The organism is Knoellia tibetensis (assembly GCF_048606415.1).
GTDB lineage: Bacteria > Actinomycetota > Actinomycetes > Actinomycetales > Dermatophilaceae > Knoellia > Knoellia tibetensis.
This window is the reverse complement of the sequence record NZ_JBMBWF010000001.1, coordinates 257,307-280,172: the sequence shown is the minus strand read 5'-3', so window position 1 is coordinate 280,172 and position 22,866 is coordinate 257,307. Positions and strand designations below refer to the sequence as shown.

The 22,866-nt window shown below is 72.9% G+C and carries 19 protein-coding genes; 10 read left to right on the top strand and 9 right to left on the bottom strand.

The window, feature by feature from the left end:
- Positions 1-29 precede the first annotated feature (29 nt).
- From ACOJV7_RS01295 to eccD, 3 genes are read right to left on the bottom strand one after another with little or no spacing between them, the layout of a single operon-like run.
- Entirely contained in the window at positions 30-1,244 is a 1,215-nt protein-coding gene (locus tag ACOJV7_RS01295) for a S8 family serine peptidase (RefSeq protein ID WP_420190358.1), read from the bottom strand.
- 2 nt (positions 1,245-1,246) lie between these two features.
- Positions 1,247-2,587: a type VII secretion protein EccB gene (gene eccB / locus ACOJV7_RS01290; RefSeq protein ID WP_420188355.1), complete on the bottom strand. Its 1,341-nt coding sequence runs from the start codon at positions 2,585-2,587 to the stop codon at positions 1,247-1,249.
- Between the two features lie 9 nt (positions 2,588-2,596).
- The gene (eccD, locus tag ACOJV7_RS01285; protein WP_420188354.1) at positions 2,597-3,928 is read right to left on the bottom strand and encodes a type VII secretion integral membrane protein EccD; all 1,332 of its coding nucleotides are present in this window, start codon (positions 3,926-3,928) and stop codon (positions 2,597-2,599) included.
- Between the two features lie 219 nt (positions 3,929-4,147).
- Here eccD and ACOJV7_RS01280 point away from each other — a divergent pair, with 219 nt between their 5' ends.
- The 5 genes from ACOJV7_RS01280 (at position 4,148) to ACOJV7_RS01260 (ending at position 8,575) form a co-directional block, all read left to right on the top strand.
- Positions 4,148-4,468: a WXG100 family type VII secretion target gene (locus ACOJV7_RS01280; protein WP_420188353.1), complete on the top strand. Its 321-nt coding sequence runs from the start codon at positions 4,148-4,150 to the stop codon at positions 4,466-4,468.
- Entirely contained in the window at positions 4,468-4,761 is a 294-nt protein-coding gene (locus ACOJV7_RS01275; RefSeq protein ID WP_420188352.1) for a WXG100 family type VII secretion target, read from the top strand. Before ACOJV7_RS01280 ends, ACOJV7_RS01275 begins: the two co-directional genes overlap by 1 nt.
- A 172-nt stretch (positions 4,762-4,933) precedes the next feature.
- Positions 4,934-5,545, top strand: a complete 612-nt coding sequence (locus ACOJV7_RS01270) for a hypothetical protein (RefSeq protein WP_420188351.1) — start codon at positions 4,934-4,936, stop codon at positions 5,543-5,545.
- A 2-nt stretch (positions 5,546-5,547) separates the two neighbouring features.
- A complete protein-coding gene (locus ACOJV7_RS01265) occupies positions 5,548-7,086 on the top strand; it encodes a S8 family peptidase (RefSeq protein ID WP_420190357.1) in 1,539 nt (512 codons plus the stop codon).
- Positions 7,070-8,575, top strand: a complete 1,506-nt coding sequence (locus tag ACOJV7_RS01260; RefSeq protein ID WP_420188350.1) for a hypothetical protein — start codon at positions 7,070-7,072, stop codon at positions 8,573-8,575. The genes ACOJV7_RS01265 and ACOJV7_RS01260 overlap by 17 nt, the downstream gene beginning before the upstream one ends.
- A 33-nt stretch (positions 8,576-8,608) precedes the next feature.
- On the opposite strand, the gene ACOJV7_RS01255 is transcribed toward ACOJV7_RS01260, so the two are convergent.
- Complete coding sequence (locus ACOJV7_RS01255; protein ID WP_420188349.1) at positions 8,609-10,234, bottom strand: hypothetical protein; 1,626 nt, start codon at positions 10,232-10,234, stop codon at positions 8,609-8,611.
- A 111-nt stretch (positions 10,235-10,345) separates the two neighbouring features.
- Here ACOJV7_RS01255 and eccCa point away from each other — a divergent pair, with 111 nt between their 5' ends.
- The 4 genes from eccCa (at position 10,346) to ACOJV7_RS01235 (ending at position 16,753) form a co-directional block, all read left to right on the top strand.
- The gene (gene eccCa, locus ACOJV7_RS01250) at positions 10,346-14,314 is read left to right on the top strand and encodes a type VII secretion protein EccCa (protein WP_420188348.1); all 3,969 of its coding nucleotides are present in this window, start codon (positions 10,346-10,348) and stop codon (positions 14,312-14,314) included.
- A 110-nt stretch (positions 14,315-14,424) separates the two neighbouring features.
- Positions 14,425-15,504, top strand: a complete 1,080-nt coding sequence (locus tag ACOJV7_RS01245) for a hypothetical protein (protein WP_420188347.1) — start codon at positions 14,425-14,427, stop codon at positions 15,502-15,504.
- Complete coding sequence (locus ACOJV7_RS01240) at positions 15,501-16,265, top strand: hypothetical protein (protein WP_420188346.1); 765 nt, start codon at positions 15,501-15,503, stop codon at positions 16,263-16,265. Before ACOJV7_RS01245 ends, ACOJV7_RS01240 begins: the two co-directional genes overlap by 4 nt.
- On the top strand, positions 16,262-16,753 hold the full coding sequence (locus tag ACOJV7_RS01235) for a hypothetical protein (protein WP_420188345.1): 492 nt from the start codon (positions 16,262-16,264) through the stop codon (positions 16,751-16,753). Before ACOJV7_RS01240 ends, ACOJV7_RS01235 begins: the two co-directional genes overlap by 4 nt.
- Here ACOJV7_RS01235 and ACOJV7_RS01230 read toward each other — a convergent pair.
- Positions 16,722-17,480, bottom strand: coding sequence for a hypothetical protein (locus tag ACOJV7_RS01230; RefSeq protein WP_420188344.1), 759 nt, complete (start codon positions 17,478-17,480; stop codon positions 16,722-16,724). The two genes, ACOJV7_RS01235 and ACOJV7_RS01230, sit on opposite strands and share 32 nt — an antisense overlap.
- 72 nt (positions 17,481-17,552) lie before the next feature.
- Here ACOJV7_RS01230 and ACOJV7_RS01225 point away from each other — a divergent pair, with 72 nt between their 5' ends.
- Positions 17,553-18,320, top strand: a complete 768-nt coding sequence (locus ACOJV7_RS01225) for a lysophospholipid acyltransferase family protein (protein WP_420188343.1) — start codon at positions 17,553-17,555, stop codon at positions 18,318-18,320.
- 190 nt (positions 18,321-18,510) lie between these two features.
- Here the strand turns inward: ACOJV7_RS01225 and ACOJV7_RS01220 are convergent, their stop codons facing one another.
- The 4 genes from ACOJV7_RS01220 to ACOJV7_RS01205 form a co-directional block, all read right to left on the bottom strand.
- Entirely contained in the window at positions 18,511-19,050 is a 540-nt protein-coding gene (locus ACOJV7_RS01220; RefSeq protein WP_420188342.1) for an NUDIX hydrolase family protein, read from the bottom strand.
- 152 nt (positions 19,051-19,202) lie between these two features.
- Positions 19,203-20,072: an ECF transporter S component gene (locus ACOJV7_RS01215; protein WP_420188341.1), complete on the bottom strand. Its 870-nt coding sequence runs from the start codon at positions 20,070-20,072 to the stop codon at positions 19,203-19,205.
- Entirely contained in the window at positions 20,069-21,688 is a 1,620-nt protein-coding gene (locus ACOJV7_RS01210; RefSeq protein WP_420188340.1) for an ABC transporter ATP-binding protein, read from the bottom strand. The genes ACOJV7_RS01215 and ACOJV7_RS01210 overlap by 4 nt, the downstream gene beginning before the upstream one ends.
- The gene (locus ACOJV7_RS01205) at positions 21,685-22,779 is read right to left on the bottom strand and encodes an energy-coupling factor transporter transmembrane component T (protein ID WP_420188339.1); all 1,095 of its coding nucleotides are present in this window, start codon (positions 22,777-22,779) and stop codon (positions 21,685-21,687) included. The genes ACOJV7_RS01210 and ACOJV7_RS01205 overlap by 4 nt, the downstream gene beginning before the upstream one ends.
- Positions 22,780-22,866: the final 87 nt, after the last annotated feature.

Here is a 22,866-nt window from a genome sequence, read left to right as displayed (position 1 = left end):
CGCCCACCTTGCGTGCGCGAACGCGCGGCTCAGGCGCTGCGGCCGAGACGCAGCATCCGGGCCATGCCGAGGGCGAGGACGGCGGCGCCCACGCCGAGGAGGAGCCAGAGCACCGCGGCGCGGTCGGGCTCGCGGGGGTCGGGTGCAGGTGTGAGGTCGATGGCCCGCACCTCGGGCGGAGGGGTCGGGCGGGCGACCCCGCCGGGTGCCACGGGGCCGGCCACGCTGTCGTCGAGCACGGCCGTCAGGGCCTCGTAGGGCTGGACGACGCCCCAGCCCGAGGTGTCGTTGCGGACCGTGCGCGAGCCGCGTGAGGCGGTGGCCTCGAGCCGGTGGGCGACGACCGCAGCCGTGGCGCGCGGGAGCTGCGCGCGCAGGAGCGCGGCCGCACCGGAGACGTAGGCGGTCGCATAGCTGCTCGACTGCTGGTCCTGCGAGAAGACACAGTCACCCCAGGACCGGAAGGTCGACACGACGTTGTCGCCGGGCGCGACGAGGTCGACCTGCGGCCCGCGGATGGAGTTCTCGGTGACGACATCGGCGGCGTTGGTCGCGGCGACGCCGAGGACGCCGGGGTAGCCGGCGGGGTAGCGCACCCCGTCCTTGGAGTCGGCCGCCTGTTCCCGGTTGCCCGCCGAGGCGACGACGAGGACACCGGCGCGGACGGCCGCAGCGATCGCGGCCCGCACGTCGGGGCGGTTGGCGGTCGTCGAGAGCGAGAGGTTGATGACGTCGGCCCCGGCGGACACGGCCCACGTGATGCCGGGCGCGAGGTTGGCCGAGCGCTGCTGTTCCTCGTCTCCGCCGGACTCCCCGCCGGTGATCTTGACCGGGAGGATGGTCGCGGCGGGGGCGATGCCGACGACGCCCGACCGCTCACCGATGTCTCGGGCGGCGATGATGCCGGCGATCGCCGTGCCGTGCCCGCTCTCGTCGGTCGTGGCCGCACCGCCGACGAAGCTGCGACCGGGGAGGACCGAGCCCTTGGGGAAGTGGACGTTGGTGGCGGCGACGCCGGAGTCGACGACCGCGACGACGACACCCCGGCCCCGCGAGAGCGACCACGCCGTGCGGGCACCGAGCCGCTCGAGCGCCGGCGGCGGCTGCGGCACGAAGCGGGTGACACCCTCCGTGCACTCGCGCACCCCGGCATGCGCCGGAGCCGCGAGGGGGGTGGCCACCGGCGCGACGAGACCGGCCGCGAGGAGCCCGGCGATCCCGGCGATGACCGCCGTGCGACGCATCGTCACGACGCGGCGGCCACGGTGGTCCGGGCGGCCTCGACGCTCAGCTCGGGGCCGCTGCGGAAGAGCTCCACCCACGACTGAGGCACGGGTGCGACGTCCTCGGGGGAGTAGCCGAGACGCTGGAGCAGGTCCGGCGTCGAGGCGTCGAGGGCGTAGGACGTGCCGGTCTGGTCGATGGCGAGCAGCGGCCCGGCCGAGGGGGACCCGGCGCCGATGGCGCGGACGAGTGCTCCGGTGCCGAGGTCGACTGCAGCCTTCGACGTGCCGGGCTCCGGGCGGACGGTCGACGACGTGGAGAGCGCCACCTCTGGCTCGGCGCCTCGAGCGGTCGTCAGCGTCGCGCACGGGGCCTGGTCGACCGGGGTGGGGAGGTCTGCCGGCCACGCAGACGGCGCGACCCGCTGCGGGCGGGCCGCGAGCTGGGTGACCTGGGCCGGCGTCACCGGGAGGTCCTCGGTCGTGCTCCCCGAGCCGATGCGGTAGAGGGCGTGCGCGAGGTCGGGCAGCGGCTCCAGCTCGCCCGCCTGGTTGACGAGGTAGCGGCGGGCCTCCTGGCCGGCGTTGCCGACCGCGAGGACCGAGCCGACGTTGGCGCCCGGGGGCAGGCCCGGTGCGGGCTTGCCGAAGTCGGGCAGTCGCAGCGGCTGGAGTGCAGGGCCGAGGGCGAAGAGGTTGGTCCACACGGCCGGTGCGGCTTGGCGGGCCTCGCCGTCGAGGCCCAGGGCGAGCATGACGGCGCTGACGTTGGCGGCGGCGACGGGGTAGCGCATGCCCCCGGCGATGACGAACGTCTGCTTGTCGGTCGTGACCACCGTCGCGCCGGAGGCGGCGGGAGTGCTGCGCACCGAGGCGCCGACGGCGGTTGAGACACCGCCCTCGCTGCCGAGGCAGGAGACCCAGCCACTGTTGGTGAGGGCGTCGGGGGGCGTGAGCGAGTCGGGCGCGCCGAGGATGCCGATCGTCGCGCCACGCTTCTGCTTCGCGAGCTTGTCGTCGGCCACCGTGATGACCTCGAAGCCGCCTGCGGGGATGAGCAGCCGGGCGCTCGTCGTGTTGAGCACGGGGTGCAGCGTCTCCTTGATGGAGACGTAGCGGGCACCGCTCGTCTTGGCGATGACGAGCTTGTTGTCACCCCAGTCCTGCGGCAGGGACCCCTTGAGCCAGCCGAAGGCCATGCTGCCGAGGACGAGGACGACGGTCAGCGCGAGACCGCCGATGACGGCCTTCATGGGTCGGTGGGGCTCCACCTCGCGGCCACCCGGGCTGCCGCTGACGAAGGCGGTGGTGAGGCGTCGCTTGCTGAACGACTGGGCCTCGACGAGGTCCTTCTTGGTGGCCATCGCGCCCTCTCAGAGGAGCCCGACGGCGAAGGCCGCGAGCGGGAGCAGAGCGACGAGGCCGACGCCCTCGACCGCGTCGGCGACCCGGCCGAGCTGGACCCGGGTGCGCGGCAGGACGAGGGCGAGCGCGACGACGACCGCGGCCGCACCGGCGAGCCCGAGCGCGAGCAGGGGGCGCCAGTCCGGGTGGGTCTGCGCCGCCGCGACGGACGCGACAGCGATGCCGACGATGCCCCCGACCATGGCGATGAGGACGGTGGTGCGGGTGCGGCTGTGCCGGGTGCGGAGCAGCGTGACGACGAACCCGACGAAGGTGAGCAGCGCGCCCGTGGCGCCCGCCGAGACGAGCTGCGGTGTGCACAGGACCATGACGGCCGAGCTGGCCACGCCGAGGGCGACCATGAGCTCGTGCCCGGCGGCCACCTGCCGACGGACCTCCTCGCGCTGCACCTCGGGCACGTCCTCGAAGATCTCGAGGTCGGTCTTGGGCGGGTGCGTCGTGAGCCGGCTCGTGGAGATGCCGACCCAGGGCAGGACGTTGCCGACGAGGGCGGCGACGACGAAGGTCGCGGCGGCCACCGTCGTCATGCTCCACCCGACGGTGTGGGTCAGGGCGCCGAGCACGACCATGGCGAGCCCGAGCACCGCGGTCGAACCCACCAGGAGGCGGTGCCGCGTCACGGCCACCGCACCGAGGAGGCCGACAACGGCAGCCCCGGCGCCGGCATACAGGAGTCCCTCGCCCCAGAGGCGAGCCTCGGGGACCGCGGCGTAGCCGGTGACGACGGCATAGACGACGCCGGTGAGCGCGAGCGCCACGGCCGCGGCCGGCTGCTTGCGCACGTGGGCGAGCACGGCGGCGGCACCGATGAGGAGGAGCGCGCACGCACCGGCGAGCGCCGCGACGAGGACGCCGCTGTCGCGGGCGGTGAAGAGCGCGTAGGCCGCGGCGACGAAGAGGACGACCGACGCGCCGACGGCGGTCCCCGCGCTGTTGGCCGCGGTCCACGGCGTGAACTGGGTCTCGACGAGGTCGGCCACGGCCTCGACGACGTCGTCGTAGACCTTCTCGCCGTCGACGCGGTTGGGTTCGAGCGCGAGGACTGATCCGTCCTCGATGCCCTGTGCCGCAAGGCTTCTGTCGCTGTCGACCGTCGAGCCGTCTGCGCGCAGGAGGCGGAAGCCGAGGCTGGCCGAGTGCGGCTCGAGGACCCCGAGCTCGCGCGCGAGGTCCGGGATGATCTCGGCGACCGGGATGGACCCCGGGATGCCGAGGTCGGCTCGCCTGGTCCCCGACGACACGGACAGCCTGACGAGCGACGCTGCCGCGCTCTGGCTCACGAGTGTTCCTCCCCGAAACGTGCACACCTGCTGGCGCCCCGGTCGACCGAGGCCGAACCCGAGCATAGACGGGGAGTTCTCCCCATTGGTCAGCGGCAACTGCCCCCGTATGGTCATCCCTGTCAGGACTTCGGGGGAAGCAGAGCCGGGGTCCAACCACCATGAGTGGTCGGGAGGACCACCGCGAGGTCCATGGGACCAGGAGAGAAGGGAAGTGACATGGGAAGCCAGAACATCAAGGTCGGCGCAGGCTCCATCGCCAAGAGTGCCCAGATCGTCGACCAGGCACGGACTGACCTCAAGCAGAAGCTCAACACGCTGCAGGGGCAGATGGAGCAGGTCAAGGCGCACTGGGAGGGTGCCGGTGCCGGCGCGTTCCAGAACGTCCAGGTCGCGTGGACCGCGCAGGCCAAGGACCTGGTCGACATCCTCGACCACTTCCGCGAGAACCTCGTGAGCAACGACAAGCAGTACACGTCCGACGACCAGATGTCGTCCGACCTGCTGAGCAAGTACACCTCGCAGATGGGGGGCAAGTGATGAGCGGCCAGAACATCAAGGTCGGCAGCGGCGGTCTCGACACGCTGATCGCCGACATGGTCAAGGGTGTCAACGACCTCAAGACGAAGGTCTCCGACATGGAGAGCGACCTCCGCCCGCACATGGGCGAGTGGGAAGCCGGGGCGAAGGGCGCCTTCGAGGAGATCAAGAAGAAGTGGGGCACCGAGGTCCAGGACCTCAACGAGCTGCTCCTCGACATCAAGAAGGCCGTCGAGCAGTCCAAGGAGGCCTACCTCGCCGGTGAGCTCCGCAACAAGAACAGCTGGTCCTGACCCCGGGGTCCTGACCTGATGGTCGTGCCGGCACCCCTGCGACGGGGTGCCGGCACGGATCTCGTTGCCGGCCGTCCACGTGACGGCCGCACCGCAGGTCGGCGTGGCAGGGCCGCGCCGCAGCAGCACGCACGACAGCAGTGACAGAAGCGTTCCAGGGGAGGAACCAGCCGTGGCAGGCGAGAACGAGGTCGAGTACCCGACCGAGACGATGACCACCTTGGCCAACACCAAGCAGACCAAGTGGGACACGGACGCCACCGAGGGCGTCAAGAAGATCCGGGACGCGCTCGCGGACAAGAGCTCCTTCGGCGACCTCCCCGTGCTCGCCTCCTACGGCTCGGTCTTCGAGGAGGTCCGCACGATCTATCTCGAGACGATGCGCGGCGCCAGGGCCGACCTCGAGGCCGTCGCCCAGGGGATCCGCACCTCCGCCCAGCAGATGAAGGACCGCGACGACCAGGCCGGAGCCGCGTTCGTCGAGCTCTGGCAGCGGTGGGAGAACGGGCCGCTCGAAAGCACCCGCAACCACGAGACCGCCTCGTCGACCGAGTCCGCCCAGACGGCGGCCGAGACGGCCGACGCTGCCGAGAACCCGCAGGGCGGCGAGTCGGGTCAGCCCGGGCAGACCGGCAGCGAGGGTGGTGAGATCCCGACCGGCGACAACCCGGACACGCAGTCCGAGGGCGAGATGCCGACGAGCGACGTCCCACCCGCCTCCGGCGAGGACGACACGACCCACGACGCCACGTCCGGCCAGCCGCAGTCGCCCTACCTCCCGTGACCATGACCTCGCGTCCGCTTCACCTCCGCCGCGCGCTCGCCGCGGCCGCAGTCTCGACGGTCGCCGCCGTCGCGCTGGTCGGCGTGCCGACCGCGCACGCCGACCCGCTCGACGACGGGCAGTGGTGGCGGACGGCGATGGGCGTCGACGAGCTCAATCGGACCGGGGCGGGTCAGGGCGTCACCGTCGCCGTCATCGACGGACCGATCGACGCCGGCGTCCCCGAGCTGAGGGGCCGGGTCGCGTCCTCGACCACCGAGTGCCTCACGAAGACCGGCGGTCCGCAGTCCGCTGGGGCCAAGGGCAGGGCCGCCGACCACGCGACGAGCATGGCCTCCCTCGTCGTCGGCAGCGGCAAGGGCACCGCCGCGGGCGGCCGCGGAATCGCGGGGATCGCTCCCAGGGCGACCGTGCGCCACTACGCCGTGCTGTTCGCCGACACGACGGACGGCGGACGGGACGGCTGCCGCCTCGACGTCTCCGGCCTCGACCAGTCGGGCAGAGCCACCGCCCGGGCCATCCGCCAGGCCGTCAAGGACGGCGCGCGGGTGCTCAGCATCAGCCTGTCCGTGGACTACGACTCGGAGCTCGTCGGCGCGCTGCTCGACGCCTACAAGGCTGGCGCGATCGTCGTGGGCACCACCAACAACGACACGAAGAACGTCTTCTGGCCCGGCATCGGCAACGGGGTGGTCACGGTGACTCACGTCGACGCGAAGGGCAACCTCGACTCGAGTGCCCTCCGCAAGAGTCCGATGCTCGACTTCGCGGCGCCGGGCAGCAAGGTCGCGTCCGGCGGGTCAGGATCGTCGGGGTGGCGCAGCGACGTCATCGCCGACGGTGCCTCCCAGGCCACCGCCATCACCGCAGGAGGACTAGCGGCCATCTGGTCCGCACACCCGGACGCGACCGGCAACCAGGTCCTCCAGGCGGCGCGACAGGCCGTGGGCATCCGCGCCAAGGACGGCAAGTACTTCACCTGGTTCCGCCGGGTCGGCAGCAACCTGCCTGTGCCGACGGGCAAGACCGAGTCCTACGGCTTCGGCATCTTCGCCCCCGCGGACGCCGTCAAGCTCGACGTGACGTCGCTGCCGAACACCAACCCGATGGTCGCCGACAAGGGTGTCGTCGAGCCGACCGCCGAGCAGATCGCGCAGGCCACGGCGGGCACGGCGAACGCATCACCGAGCACGTCGACGACAGCGTCGCCGAGCGCGTCGCCGTCGACCTCCGGCGCTGAGGCCGCGCCGGCGACCTCGGACGACACGGGCGGGGACGAGGAGGACACCGGCGAGGGCTCTGCGTTCGTGTGGCTCGCGGCCGCGGTCGTTCTCGCCGCGCTCGTTCCGCTGGCCCTCCTCCTCCGGCGCCGCGCCGGAGGAGCCGCCCCCGCCCGCGGCGGGGACGGGCACGAGTCCGGCGCGCACGGCATACACGACACGCACGGCATACAGGACACGCACGGCACGCACGACAGGACGGCTGCGACGGATGGGGTCGCGGCCACGACGAAGGAGCACAGCAATGGTGTTGATCGCTGACGGCGGCGGGGGCGGCCCCACGCTCGACCCCAAGGCCAAGCACTTCGAACGTGAGCTCTTCAAGGTCTTCTCGTCGAACACGTCGACCATCTGGCTGACCCAGGAGGACTGGAAGGGCGCCAGGACCCAGCTCGAGGACCTCGCCAAGGACGTCCAGCAGGTCCGGTCCGAGCTGCAGGCCCCGAGCGACGGCGGCAAGGGCTGGCAGGGGCCGGCCGCCGAGGCCGCGCTGTCGAGCCTCGAGAAGCTCAGCACGACGCTCGACGGACACGCGACCAAGATCGGCGACGTCGACACGAGCCTCGGGCAGGTCTACAAGGCGATCAGCGACGCGAAGGCTGCCTGGTACTCCGACGTCGCGAGCATCTCGACCTACGTCGACCCCAACGACCACATGCGACTGCCCGCGCCCTACCTGCCGACTGCCGAGAACCGCGACAAGTACAGCGTCCCCGACGCCGAGGCTGCGGCCGCCGCCGAGGACGCCAAGTGGGAGCAGCGCAACCAGGCGGCCAAGAAGGTGCTCGAGCAGCTCGGCGCCGACACGCAGACGGCGACGGGCACGATGCCCATCGAGACCAGGACGAAGTCCGAGGCGCCCTACGCGCCGACCGGTCCGGGCCCGAGCACGAACTACCCCACGGGCTCGACGACGCCGTCGACCAGCGGCGGCTACCACGTCGGCTCCTACGGCCAGCCGGTCCACGACGTGCACCCCACCGACCCCGGCAGCGACCCCGGCGGCGAGGAGACCCCGATCCCCAACCCGGAGGAGCCGGAGGAGATCACGATCGGCGACCCCGAGGGCCCGGACCCCGACCCGACCTACGTCGATCCCATCAGCTCCGACGGTGACGTCACCGGCACGACCGGTGTCACCGGGCCCCCGGCCACCGGCGCGTCGAGCGCGGCCGGTGGTGGCGGCGGCGGCTTGGGAGCCGGCTCCATCGCCGCCGGAGGCGTCGGCGCCGGGGTTGCGGGAATCGGTGGCATGTTCGGTGGCCGCGGTGGCGGCATGTTCGGTGGTCGTGGCGGCGCGGGCGTCGTCCCGGGCTCCGGGACCCAGGGACGCACGACCGGTGCCGGAGGGCGCGGGGGCAGCGGCTCCTCGACCGTGCGCTCCGGCGGAGTGGGCGGGCGCGGTGGCCAGGTCGTCGCCGGAGGCGGACAGGGGCGGGCGGCGACGTCGGCCCGCGGGTCCGCGGTCAAGGGCGCGACCGGCTCCGGACGCTACGGCGTGCCCAAGCTCGACGGTCGCGCCAACGGTGGCGTCGCGGGCTCGGGACAGGGCGCCAAGGGCGGTGGTCGTGGCGGTCCGGCGGGGCGTGGTGGTGCCGCGGGGCGTGGCGGCGCGGCGGCGGGGGCGGCTGGTTCCCGTGGCTCGCGTGGCGAGCGCGACAAGGCGGTCGACACCGACAAGCTCACCCACGAGGACGAGGAGACCTGGTTCGAGGGGACCGAGGAGTCCAGCCCCCAGGTCTGGGAGTAGGACCGAACCGACCACGCCGTCCGGCGGATGGCCTCAGCCCGAGGTCATCCGCCGGATCGCCTCGACCCCACCGGCGGCGACGATCCCCAGAGGGAGCGACAGCGCGACGGTGGCCGTCTCGATGGTGTCGGCGAACCGCGACATCCGGGTGGAGCGGTAGCCACGCACGATCGCCGTGGCGCTGAGCACGCTCACCCACGCGACCGCCGTCGCGACGACGAAGAGCAGCACCGTCGCGCCGGACCACCCGGTCGCGAGGAGGGCGAGCCCGGCGGACAACAGCAGCGACCCGCAGGCGGCGAGCATGCTGTAGCGGGGGAGGCGGTCGCGCACCGACCGGGACTGGTAGCCGCACGCCATCGCTGCGACGACGAGCATCGCCACCGACCCCCAGCGCGTCACGGTGTCACCGGCCGGCGACGTCACGAGCAGCCAGCCACCCACCGCCGTCGTGAGCGAGAGGTATGCCGTGCCGATCGCGACGATCTCGCGCGCCGCGTCGAAGCGGTCACGCATGTCACCGCGCGTCACCCGTCGGCGACGGCCGAGACCGCGCTCGCGCACCGACCAGATGGTCGTGGAGAGGCGCTCGGTGTCGACGAGCTGGTTGGCGTCGACGGTGAGGCTCGTCGTCGGCAGCAGTCGCATGAGCAGCGGGCCGAGGCCGGTGACGACCGCGGCGATGGCGGCGCCCGGCCAGTCGAGCAGCGTCCCGAGGCCGACGAGCAGACCCATCCCCCCGATAGCGGCCATGACGGTGCGGTCGCCGGGTGACTCGACGGCCACCCGGGAGCGCGTCACGGCCAGGGCGAGCACGGCGACGGCACAACCGACGACGACGGCGACCGACTCGCGACCGGGTGAGTCGGGCAGGGGCAGCGAGAGACCAGCCGCGAGACCGAGGGCCGGGGCGGTCGCCGCGGCCGTGAACCGGTGTGCCCGGTCGTTGCTGAGGGCGGCGAGGCCCATCGCCCCGACCGCGAGGAGGGCCCCGGCCACCGCGGGCATCCACGCGGCGGACGCCCCCCAGACGACCGGCTCGTCGCCACGGCCGGCAGCGAGCGCCAGGCCCCACGCGGCGACGAGGCTGATGACCGCGCCGAGCGCGGCCGCGAGCCAGATGAGCTGTGAGGCCGTCGACGGCACCGGTGCGGCGACGGGACGTCGGCGCACCTCGTCGACGGTCGTCAGGGCCGACCGCGGTCCCGTGACATCGGGCGCGGGGGAGGGCAGGGCCTCGCCGCGTCGGCGGGTGGACTCGTCGACGTCGGCAAGGGAGGGCGCCTCCGGCTCGGGGTGGTGCCTCCCGCCGGAGCCCGCGGGTGCGCTCGACCGGGCACCACCGGCGCTGCGCCCGCGGTCGAGGTTGAGGATGTCGCGCGTCACCGCGTGGGTCGTCACGGGCACGACGCTGAGGATCGACCCGGTCGGCACCGTCTCGTCGAACGCGTCGTGCGGACCGAGGACCCGACCGCTCGGCGTGGCGATGGCGTGCGGGTTGGCGCGCGAGGCGATGCCGAGGACGGAGAGCACGTCGGTGACGCGGGCGCCGTGGGGCACGACGAGGTCGTAGCGCCGGCCCCCGGCGTTGAGGCTGATCTGGAGCCCCGCGGACGTGTCGGTACCCGGCATACCGTCCCCCTCCGTCTCCTGCGTCACGGTCACCACGAAGAATAGGCGGCTGCGCACGGCGGTGGTGCGCCACCTCCGCGCGGGGTGGGTGCACCGGATAGGTTGGCCCACGCATCAGCACATTCGGGGAGGGGATCCGTGACCGCGACAGTCGGAGGCACGCGCCAGGAGGCGCCGCCCGTCCCGTCGGGACGCATCGTCCTGCAGCCGCCGCCCGAGATCACCCCGGCCGAAGGGCTCAGCAACCTCCTCATGCAGGCGGTGCCGATGCTCGGCAGCGTCGGCTCGATGGGCTTCGTCGCCCTCTCGCAGCCCGGCCCTCGCGGCATCATCGGCGCCGGCATGTTCCTCGTGGCGTCGCTCGGCTTCGTCTTCGCGAGCGGGGTGCGCCAGCGCCAGCAGCACACGACAGAGGTCATCTCGAACCGGCGCGAGTACCTCGCCTACCTCGCCGAGGTGCGCGGCACGGTGCGCGACGCCGCGTCGAAGCAGCGCGAGGCGGGCCTGTGGAACTACCCCGCCCCGGCCTCGCTCGCGCTGCTCGCGGAGGAGAAGAGCCGCGTGTGGGAGCGGCTGCCCAAGGACGACGACTTCCTCCACGTCCGGATGGGCACGACGTCGCAGCCGCTGTGCCTCACCCTCGAGCCCGCCGAGACCCCGCCCCTGGCTCAGCTCGACCCGGTCGCAGCCTCGGGTCTGCACCGCCTCCTCACCACTCACCGCGTCCAGCAGGGGCTGCCTGCCTCGGTGTCGCTGCCCGCGTGGGCCCGGGTCCAGGTCACCGGTGAGGCGGCCCCGGCCCGCGCGCTCGCCCGCGCCCTCGTCGTCAACGCCGCGGTCATGCACTCGCCCGAGACCCTCGTCGTCGCCGCCCTCGTCGGGCCCGACGCGCGCGAGGAGTGGGACTGGCTCAAGTGGCTGCCGCACGCACTCAGCCCGCGCGAGCGCGACGCGGTCGGACCGATGCGGCTCGTCGCCGAGTCGATCGACGAGCTGCTCGAGCTGCTCCCCGACGACCTCACCGACCGCCCGCGGTTCGGGCCGAGCGCGCAGCCCCCGGCGCCGCACGTCCTCGTCGTCGTCGACGGCGCCCGCCTGCCGCGGCACAACCCGCTCGTCACCGACGACGGTGTCCTCGGGGTCACCGTCCTCGACCTGCCCGAGCAGTGGGGGGAGCTCGACTCGACCTCGACCCTGCGGCTCGCGGTCGACGCCGCACGAGCCGGTATGCCGGCCGGCCAGGTCCCGTTCGAGATCCTCAGCCTGAGCCGTGGTGGCGCCAAGGGCCTCGCCGACCAGATGAGCGTCACCGAGGCCGAGGCCACGGCACGTCGCCTCGCCCCGATGTTCGTCAGCGGGGAGGTCGAGGTCCGCGACGCACTGACGAGCAGCACCGAGCTCGTCGACCTCCTCGGGCTCGGCGACGTGCGCGACTTCGACCCGGCGACCGCGTGGAGGCCCCGGCTCCAGCGCGACCGGCTGCGCGTGCCCATCGGCGTCGGTGGCAGCGGTCAGGTCGTCGCCCTCGACATCAAGGAGTCCGCCCAGCAGGGCATGGGCCCGCACGGGCTCGTCATCGGCGCCACCGGCTCGGGCAAGTCCGAGCTCCTGCGCACCCTCGTCCTCGCGCTCGCGATGACGCACTCGTCGGAGCAGCTCAACTTCGTCCTCGTCGACTTCAAGGGTGGCGCCACCTTCGCGGGCATGGCCGACATGCCGCACGTCTCGGCGGTCATCACCAACCTCGGCCAGGAGCTCACCCTCGTCGAGCGCATGCAGGACGCGCTGCAGGGCGAGATGACCCGTCGTCAGGAGCTGCTGCGGTCGGCCGGCAACTTCGCCAACGTCACCGACTACGAGAAGGCCCGCGCGGCAGGGGCCGACCTCGAGCCGCTGCCCGCCCTGCTCATCGTCGCCGACGAGTTCTCCGAGCTGCTCTCGGCCAAGCCGGAGTTCGCCGACCTCTTCGTCGCGATCGGCCGCCTCGGCCGCTCGCTCTCGATGCATCTGCTCCTCTCGTCGCAGCGGCTCGAGGAGGGCCGCCTGCGCGGCCTGGAGTCGCACCTGTCCTACCGGATCGGTCTACGGACCTTCTCGGCCGGCGAGTCGCGCACCGTCATCGGCGTTCCCGACGCCTACGAGCTGCCGCCCGTCCCGGGCCTGGGCTACCTCAAGCCCGACCAGACGACCCTCCTCAAGTTCAAGGCGGCCTACGTCTCCGGCCCGCCGAAGGGGCGTCGTCGCCGCTCGGCCGCCGGCACCGGTGGCACGGCGATGCAGGTGCTGCCGTTCACGTCGACCCGGGCGGTCTCGGCGGTTCAGCGCGTCGAGGAGGCGCCGGCACCGACCAACGAGCCGGAGGAGACCCGTGCGGTCTTCGACATCGCCGTCTCGCGGATGAAGGGCAAGGGCCGGCCCGCCCACCAGGTGTGGCTACCGCCGCTCGACATCCCGAACTCGCTGGACCAGCTCCTCGGCGACCTCGCGCCCGACCCGCAGCTCGGCCTCGTCAGCCGGCGCTGGCGCGAGCGCGGCAGCTACGTCTTCCCGATGGGCATCGTCGACCGCCCGCTCGAGCAGCGGCGCGAGATCTTCGTCCTCAGCCTCGGTGGTGCGGCGGGTCACGTCGCCGTCGTCGGCGGTCCCCGCACCGGACGCAGCACCTTCGCCCGCACGCTCGTCACCTCGATCGCCCTCACGACGACCCCGCTCGAGACGCAGTTCTACATCCTCGACTTCGGCGGTGGCACGTTCACGCCGTTCGCCGCGCTGCCGCACGTCGCCGGGGTCGCGAACCGCAACGAGCCCGACGTCGTGCGCCGCACGGTCGCCGAGATCAGCGGCATCATCGACAAGCGCGAGGCCTACTTCCGCTCGCAGGGCATCGACTCGATCGAGACCTACCGCCGTCGTCGCGCGGAGGGTCGCGCGGACGACGGCTACGGCGACGTCTTCCTCGTCGTCGACGGTTGGCCGACGATCCGGGCCGAGTTCGACGAGCTGGAGCAGTCGATCAGCGCCATCGCCGGTCGCGGTCTCACCTTCGGGATCCACGTCGTCATCACGACGTCGCGCTGGATGGACTTCCGCATGCAGATCCGCGACGTCCTCGGCACCCGGGTCGAGCTCGGGCTCGGTGACCCCGGCGACTCCGAGATCGACCGCCGGGTCGCGGCCAACGTGCCCAAGGGGCGCCCGGGCCGAGGCATCACGATGACCAAGCACCACTTCCTCTCGGGCATCCCGCGCATCGACGACTCGGGCCGCGTCGACGACCTGGGCGAGGGCGTCGACGACATGGTCGCCAGGGTGTCGGCCGCGTGGCAGGGCCCGCGCGGGCCCAAGCTGCGCCTCCTGCCCGAGCGGATCACCCTCGAGGCGATCCGGGAGCAGGCCGGTCCCGGAGAACGCCGCGTCCTCCTCGGCATCGACGAGAACAACCTCGAGCCGGTCGGCGTCGACGTCTCCGAGGAGTCCCACCTCTATCTCTTCGGTGACTCGGACTCGGGCAAGTCGGCGATGCTGCGCGGCTACGCGAGCGAGATCGCTCGTCTCTACACCCCGGACCAGGCCAAGCTCTTCGTCGTCGACTACCGCCGGGCCCTGCTCGGCGAGCTGCCGCCGGACCACCTCGCCGAGTACATGACGACCGAGGAGCAGGTCACCGCGGAGATGGAGGGCCTCACCGCCTTCCTCCGGACTCGTCTCCCGGGTCCGGACGTCACCCCGGAGCAGCTGCGCTCGCGCTCGTGGTGGACGGGTTCGGAGGCGTTCATCCTCGTCGACGACTACGACCTCGTCGTCACGTCCTCGGGCTCGCCGCTGCGTCCGCTCGTCCCGCTCCTCGCGCAGGCCACGGACGTCGGTCTCCACCTCGTCGTGACCCGCCGCTCGGGTGGTGCCTCGCGAGCGAGCTACGAGCCGGTGCTCCAGGCCCTGCGCGACCTCGCCAGCCCCGGCATCCAGCTGAGCACCCCGCCGGACGAGGGTGCCCTGGTCGGCAACGTGCGCGGATCGCTCCAGCCGGCAGGTCGTGGTCGCCTCGTCACGCGCGACCACGGCAACCAGGTCGTCCAGCTCGCCTGGCACCCCGCGAAGCACAGCTGACGGAGGCACCGACGGACCCGTGCAGGGGGTCTCCGGCGGGGAGTCCTCCCCATCGCCCTCCCGGCGTCCTCTCACTACCGTTGGACGAACCGACGTGGTGAGGGGGGACCGTGAACGACTTCAGGGTCGAGATCAGCCAGCTGGACACGGTGAACGGGGTGTTCCGTCTCCAGACGGGGCACCTGGGCAAGGTCCAGTCCTACGTGCAGACCAACTGCAACGCGGGTGGCGGCTTCACCGGCCTCGCCGTCGCGCCGCTCCAGGGTCACTACGACCGGGCCTACCAGATCGCCGACACCGGCACCGGTCAGGGCAGGTCGATCTCCGAGAGCTGCACGACGACGATGAACGGGACCAAGGCGGAGTACCTCCGACAGGACCGGGCGGCATACGACCGCATGGCCGCGAGGATGCGCGCCGCGGGGGAGACCCCACCGCCCTACCGCGCGCCCGGCGACGGACCCGCGCCACGTCCGGGCGCCTCGGTCGCGAATGCGCCGTCGGGCGACAACAGCTGGTGGAAGTACACGAAGCAGGGGCTGTCCGAGACGACGAACGCCCTGAGCTATGCGGACAAGGTGCGCAGCCTCGGCCCGTTCGGCCCGGGTCTCGAGGCGCCGAAGCCGCCGGAGTACCCCGACAGCCTCAACCCGGCCAAGTGGCGCGAGTACGCGATGAACAAGCGTCTCTACGACAGCATGACCAACCGCTGGGACACCCGGTCGGCAGCCGACCACAACGCGCGCGACACGAGCGGCAACGACTCGTGGACCGAGGACGACGCCCGGCGTGCCCGCGAGGACGGCTGGACCCGCGACCGGCAGCAGGCGCGCGACGACTTCTGGGAGCGCGTGGACTGGGCCGAGGCCGACCGCCGCAACGGCGCGGACACGACCGGCAACAGCTCGTTCACCGCAGACGACATGAGGCGGGAGCGCGAGAGCCAGTACCGCAACCCCGCACCGACCGACAGCCGCGGCACGACCTGGGACGCCAACCAGACCTTCGGCGCGGCCCAGCGGGCGGTGGGTCTGCCCGGCGCGCTCATCGGCACCGGTGAAGGCCTCGTCAACACGTGGCAGCACGGCCAGGAGGCCGCCGACCTGCGGAGCGACGTCAACGACTCGATCGACGGGCCGTCCAACGACGGCTCGGCACGGTGGGCCAACCGGAACGGAGGACAGTGGTGAGCACCATCGCGGAGCAGGTGGACGCGTCGAGCGCGCTCGTCCCGCCGGCGAGCGACGAGGGCAACTTCGTCGAGGACCTCGAGGCCAGCTCGGGGCTCGTGCTGCGGCCGATCCTCTGGTTCATCCGCCAGGCGTTCGGCGTCAGCCCCATCGAGGAGCTCGTCAAGCCGATCGCCGGCGACTGGAACCAGCTGAGCAGGGCCAAGGACGCCTGGGGGCGCACCGAGATCGCGTGCAACGGTGTGGGGAAGAACTTCGGCGCGCTCAAGACGTCGACGACGGAGTGGACCGGTCCCTCGGCCGTGGCCCTCCGCGACCGCATGGGCAAGCTCGAGGACAACTACACGAAGTACGGCACCGGCTGCGACCAGATCGGCCGGCTCGTCGGTGCGCTCATCGACATCACGAAGTCCGTGGCGAGCACGATCGCGACGATCATCGGCTTCATCGTCGACGAGATCACCTTCCTCGCGGCGTGCGCGTCGATCCCCGGCCCGGGCTGGCTCGTCGGCGGCGCCAAGATCGCGACGAGCATCCGCAAGTACTGGAGCCTCATCCAGCGCGGTTACAACGCGATCCGCCGCGTCCTCATGGCGATCAACAGCTTCGTCAAGGGCTGCTACGCCGTGGTCAACGTGCTGCGCGTCCTCACCGTCCTGTCGAACACCCTCATCGCGCTCCAGAACTACGGCACGGGCCGCGACATCGACGACGCCCAGGTCAACAACTTCGGCGTCGACCCGGGGGCGGTGCCCGCATGAGCGGCGCCGGCGGCGGCTTCGGCACCGGTGGTGGCGCGGGCCTCGAGGACGCGAGCCGCGAGGTCGAGGCGATCCTCGCCGAGCTGCTCGAGCTGCGGCACGAGATCGACGCCGAGCGCGACGAGCTCGTCGAGCAGTTCGTCTCCGACCCGAGCACCGACCACCGAGGCGACTACGAGCAGATGAGCGACAAGGCCCGTGCGGGCGAGCTCGGACCCGAGTGGCAGCGGCTCCAGCGTCGCGTCGACCTCGACGAGACCTCGCTCGACCGCGTGTTCTCCGGTGACGACACGAGCAGCGAGGCCGAGTTCGTCCGCGGCGTCGCGGAGGAGAAGGCAGGGAAGATCCTCGAGCTGCAGGTCGAGCCCGACGCCGAGCGCGACCTCGAGCTCAACATGTCGACGTTCGCCGCCGTGCGCGCCGAGCAGGCCGAGATCCTGCGCATGCTCTCCGAGATCAGGGGCCTGCCGCTCCCGCCCCTGGACTGACCTCTGGACTGACCTCGTCGGGCGTCGCCGGCCGGCCGGCGACCACGATGAAGCTCTCCCGCCGGATCAGGGCGGAGGCCGACGCAGCGGCGAGGACCGCCACGCCGAGCAGGCCGGGGAGCGCGAGCAGCAACGGGCCGCCCACGCCCTCGGGCAGTCCCTCGCGACTGCCTGCGGTGCGCGGTGGGAGCCAGCCGGTGGGGTCGCGCAGGACGTCGAGCCGGGTGCCGACGTCGGGTGCGACGTACTCGGTGCGCGACCCGAACCGCTGGCTGAGCAGCGACACACCGCGCTCCGACGTGCCGTCGTCGAACGCGAACGTCACCGCCGCCGGACCGCCCTCGCGCGGCGCGTCGGCGGCGGTCACCGTCGCCGGGGTGCGCTCCATGACGAACTGGCCGTGCAGCGCCATCGTCGCCATCGAGGCATAGACGGGCGTCGGCCAGAAGAGGAGGAACGCGATGCCGATCGCGAAGGCCGGCACCCGCGAGCTCACCTGGAGCAGCAGCGCGACGAAGAGCACGAACCAGAGCAGCGCCGCCACCGGGTTCGGCAGGCCGATCGCGAGCCAGCCGTCATCGAGGTCCGGGCGCAGCGAGGTCCACAGCGCGGCGAGGAACGCAAGGACGGTGAGGGCGACGAGCGCGACCCGGCGCGAGCGGCGCATGCCCGGCTCCGCAGGCCTTTCGGCGGTGGCGACGTCTGGCCCGGCGGTCGGCTGGCTCACCGGCACGACGATAACCAACATCACCCGGGCACGCTCTCGGAGTCGAACCTACGGAGCCGTAGGCTGCGACCCATGGAACCCGTGTACAGCCCCGTCATCACCCTCGCCCGCGGCGTCTTCGCCGCCCAGGGCATCCGGTTCCGGATCGAGGGTGAGGACAACGTCCCCCGCACCGGGGGTGCCGTGATGGCGATCAACCACACGGGCTACTTCGACTTCACGTATGCCGGCCTCGCCGCTCGTCGTTCCGGTCGCCTCGTGCGATTCATGGCGAAGAAGTCGATCTTCGCCCACCCCGTCGCCGGCCCGCTCATGCGCGGCATGCACCACATCCCTGTCGACCGCCGCGACGGGCGCGCCTCCTTCATGCGCGCCGTCGAGGCCGTGCGCGACGGCGAGATCGTCGGCGTCTTCCCCGAGGCGACGATGTCGCGCTCGTTCGAGCTCAAGGAGTTCAAGCCCGGCGCCGCCCGGATGGCGCAGGAGGCGGGCGTCCCGATCCTGCCGACGACGATCTGGGGCTCGCAGCGCGTGTGGAGCAAGAACCTCCCCAAGCACCTCGGCCGCCACCACATCCCGATCTCCATCGTCGTCGGCGAGCCCTTCCACGTCAGCCCCGACGACAACCGCAACGAGGCCACGGTGCGGCTCCAGGCCGTCATGCAGGCCCAGCTCCACGCCCAGCAGGAGGCCTACCCGCCCCTCACCGGCGACGACCTCGTCTACCAGCCGGCCCGGCTCGGCGGGAAGGCCCCGACGCCCGACGAGGCCGCGGCACAGGACCACGCCGACATGACGCGCACGACGGACAAGTTCAACAAGGGGCGCGAGTCGCGCTGACGTTCGGTTCGCTTCGTTGCGCTCACCTTTGGGTCGCGCGCACGGACCCGGTGCGCCGCTTCCATCCGCACTCCGCGCGCTGAGCGCGCTCCGTGCTCCCGCCAGACCCAGCCAGCGGCGCACCGGGTCCGTGCGCGCTCCGCGGGCGAGCTTCCAAGTCTCAACCTCGGTCGGCTGCTCCCGCGAGGTCTCAGACGGGGTGGCCGAGGTGGCTGAGGGCTTGGCGGAGGAGGACTCCGTGGCCGCGGTCCATCTCGGCGAGCACGCTGGGGTCGAGGGCCTCCTCGGGGGTGAGCCAGGCGAGGTCGAGGGCGTCCTGCTGGGGGGCGCAGTCGCCCGACACGGGGACGATGAAAGCCAGTGACACCGCGTGCTGGCGCGGGTCGTGGAAGGGCGTGACGCCGGGGGTCGGGAAGTACTCCGCGACGGTGAACGGCACGGGCGAGGCGGGCACCCGCGGCAGGGCCATCGGGCCGAGGTCCTTCTCGAGGTGCCGGAGCAGGGCGTCGCGCACCCGCTCGTGGTAGAGCACGCGGCCCGAGACGACCTCGCGCAGGATCTCGCCGTCCGCGGACGCGCGCAGGAGGAGGCCGACGGCGGTCACGGCGCCGCGCTCGTCGACGCGGACGGGCACGGCGTCGACATAGAGGATGGGCAGCCGCTCACGCGCACTGTCGAGCTCCTCCCGGCTCAGCCAGGACGGGGTGTTGTCGAGCTCGAGAGGACCCATGGGCGCGATTGTGCCAACACCGCTCCGCCCGCGGTCGCGCGGCCCACGCCGCGATCGCCTGCGTCCGCAGCTGTGGTGGTCAGGTCGTCACCGTGCCGGACGCAAGGGGTATGCCGGCCGCCCCCGACCGCTTGCGTCCGCAGCTGTGGTGGTCAGGGCGTCGTTCTGCCGGACGTTGGAGGTGCGGTGAACTCGACGGGGGCCTCGAAGGCGGCCTTGCGTGCGGCCCGGCGCAGGGTGCGCAGCACGACGCTCCCGGTGAGGGAGATGAGCACGACGTTGGTGAGCGCGCGCCCGAGGTCCCAGCCGAGCGAGGTGGCGAGCGAGAAGATGCCGAACCGGTGGAGGTTCTCGAGCACGGGCGCCCCGGCGACGAAGGACAGCTCGGTGTCGAGCCCGGCCGCGAACGGCCAGAACATGAGGTTGAGCGCGAAGCCGTAGAGCAGCCCGGACACCGCGCCGTAGGCCGCGAGCAGCGCGATCTCGGCGCGACCGCGCACCTGCGGGAGGAGACCGCCGCCGAGCCCGACCCACGCGGCGCCGAGCATCTGGAAGGGCAGCCACGGCCCCACGCCACCGGTGATGAGCGCGGAGGCGAAGAGCGTCGTCGCCCCGAGGACGAACCCGAAGCCGGCGCCGAAGACACGCCCGCCGAGGACGAGGAGGAAGAACACCGTCTCGAGCCCCGCGGTCCCTGCGCCGAGCGGGCGCAGCGCAGCGCCGACGGCCGACAGCACGCCCAGCATGGCGATGGCCTTGACGTCGAGCCCGCCCTCGGACACCTCCGCCATGACGACGGCGAGCAGGAGCGGCATGAGCAGCGAGAAGACGAGCGGGGCGTCGGTCGAGTGCGCGAAGGCGGTGCCCGGGTCGACGAGCAGCGGCCACCCGAAGGCGACGACGCCGGCGAGGCTGACGATGACGATGGCCGCGACCGAGCGGGGACGGAGCCGGATCGCCCGGGTGCGGTCACCGGGAGCGCCGGACCCACCGGGTGTGGAGGGCGGGGCGAGGGTCGTCACGACGGCTCCCGGACGGCATACCGGACGTCGTCGACGGTGAGCCACGGCTGGGGGGAGGTGATCTTGGCGACCTGCGGCGCGAAGGCGGGGCTGGCGACGACGACGTCGGCGGTCGGGCCGTCCGCGACGACCTCCCCGGCGGCCATGACGACGACCCGGTCGGCGGACTCGGCGACGAACTCGACGTCGTGGGTCGACACGACGACGCTGCGACCTCGGTCGACGAGCCGGCGGAGGGCGCCGCGCAACGCGGCCTTGCCGGCGTAGTCGAGCCCGCGCGTGGGCTCGTCGAGGAGGAGGACGGGCGGGTCGGCGGTGAGCTGCACGGCGAGGACGACCGCGAGCCGCTGTCCCTCGGAGAGGTCCCGCGGGTGACGGTCGTCCGGTATGCCGGGTGCGAGGTCGTCGAGCAGGCTGCGGCAGGTGCCGGGCTCGCGCCCGCTCTCGTGGTCGGCCTGGGTGCACTCGGCGCCGACGGTGTCGAGGTAGAGCAGGTCGGCGGCGGACTGGGGGACGAGGCCGACGTGGCGACGCCGCTCGGCCGCGTCGAGGGCGCGGACGTCGGTCTCCTCGTGGGAGGTGCCGTGCCGGCGCCGGACCGTCCCCGAGCGCATGGGGCCGGATCCCTGGACCGCCCAGAGCAGGGAGGACTTGCCGGCGCCGTTGCGGCCCATGAGGGCGGTGACCTCGCCGGCACGCAGCGAGAGGTCGACCTCCGCGACCGCGACGACGGCGCCGTGGGTGACGGCCACACGGCGGGCGTCGAGCAGGACGGGTCCGGGCGCCGCGACCCCGGGTCGCGGCCCGGCGGGCAGCGACCGCCAGGCGGTGGCGCGACGACGGGCGTCGCGCACCGACAGCGGCAACGGCGACCAGCCCGCCCAGCGGCCGAGCTCGACGACGGGTGGTGCGACGTCGGCCGTGAGCATGACCTCGGCGGGGTCGCCCTGTGTGACGACGCCGTGGGCGCCGACGTGGACGAGGGTGTCGGCGTACTGGAGGACGCGCTCGATCCGGTGCTCGGCGACGACGACGGTGACCGCGAGGTCGTGCACGAGACGGGTGATCGTGGCGAGCACGTCCTCGGCGCCGGTGGGGTCGAGGGCCGAGGTCGGCTCGTCGAGGACGAGGACCTTGGGGTGGGTGGTGAGGACCGAGCCGATCGCGACGCGCTGCTGCTGGCCGCCCGAGAGCTCTCGCAGGGCCGCGCCCCGCAGGTCGGCGATGCCGAGGACGTCGAGGGTCTCCTCGACCCGCTTGCGCATCGTCGTCGCGCCGAGGCCCAACTGCTCCATGCCGTAGGCGAGCTCCTCCTCGACGGTGTCGGTGACGAAGCCCGCGAGCGGGTCCTGCCCGACGACGCCGACGAGGTCGGCGAGGTCGCGGGGACGGTGCTCCCGGGTGTCGCGGCCGAAGACCCGGACGGACCCGGCGAGCGTGCCGCCGGTGAAGTGGGGCACGTGCCCGGTGATGGCGCCGAGCAGGGTCGACTTGCCCGAGCCTGTGCGACCGACGACGAGGGCCAGCTCACCCTCGTCGATCCGCAGCGAGACGTCCCGCAGCACGGGCTCCACCTCGGCTTCGAAGGACACCGACACACGGTCGAGCTCGATCACGGGTGCACCTCGGCGGGAACCGGTCGGGGGTGGGCCACGCCCCGGGGAGCGGGAGGCGGTGGCGGGGGAGTGAGGAAGGCGGGCAGGGCTGCGACGAGCAGGCCCGCCAGAGCGAGCAGGGGCAGGGCGGGCACGGCGAGCGGATCGAGCGGGATGCCGAGCGACGCGGCGTCGTTGCGCCGCACGAGCTGCACCGCGACCGCTGCGGCAGCGCCGCAGGCGACCGTGAGCCACTCGGCGCCGCGCCACGGGTCGGGGCGGTAGGTCGAGCGGGCGTTGGCCGCGCCGCCGAGCCAGATGCCGGCGAGCGAGAGGCCGATGCCCGCGGCGAGCGCGGGCAGGCCCATCCAGCCGGGGGTGGTCGCGTCGAGGACGCCGTAGATGCCGACTGCGCTCGCGAGCAGACCACCGAGCGTGCAGGCCGCGGTGAGGACACGGCGCCCGGCACCCACCTCGCGGCGACGGCCGTAGCCGCGCGAGTCCATCGCCGAGGCGAGCATGAGCGAGCGGTCGAGGGTGTCCTCGAGGACCGGGAGGGCGACCCGGGGGACAGCCCGGATCCCCTTGGCGGTGTCGCCGCGCAGCGCTCGCGCCCGCATGACCCGCTGGACGCTCTCGGCGAGCTGGGGGGCGACGCTGATCGTCACGACGACGGCCGAGCCGATCTCGCTCAGCGCGCCCGGCAGGGTGCGGAGCAGGCGCTTGGGGTTGGCGAGGGAGTTCGCGGCACCGATGCAGGCGATCATCACCGCGAGGCGCAGGCCCTCGGTCACGGCGCCGACGAGCCCGCCGAGGCGCACGTCGCCGAGGAGGTTGATCCCGGCCGCCCACGACGGCAGCGAGACCTCCGGCAGGGGGAGGACGACGGGGCTGCCAAACTTGAGCCCGACGAGGACGTGGAGCACCGCCCGCACGACGACGATGAAGCCGCCGAGCCAGAGGTAGAGCCGGAACGAGCGGGCCCACGGCGAGGACCCGCGCCGGGACAGCACCACGAGGGCGGCGACGCCCAGCGCGGTGAGGAGGAGGAACGGGTTCGTCACGTTGCTCACCGCCACCGCGAGGCCGATGGCCCAGAGCCACCACGCCACCGGGTGGAGCGACCTCGGCAGCGCCGGGGCGAGCGGCCCGGACGCACCTGGGCCTCCCGCCCGTGGAGGGGTCACGCCGACGCCGCC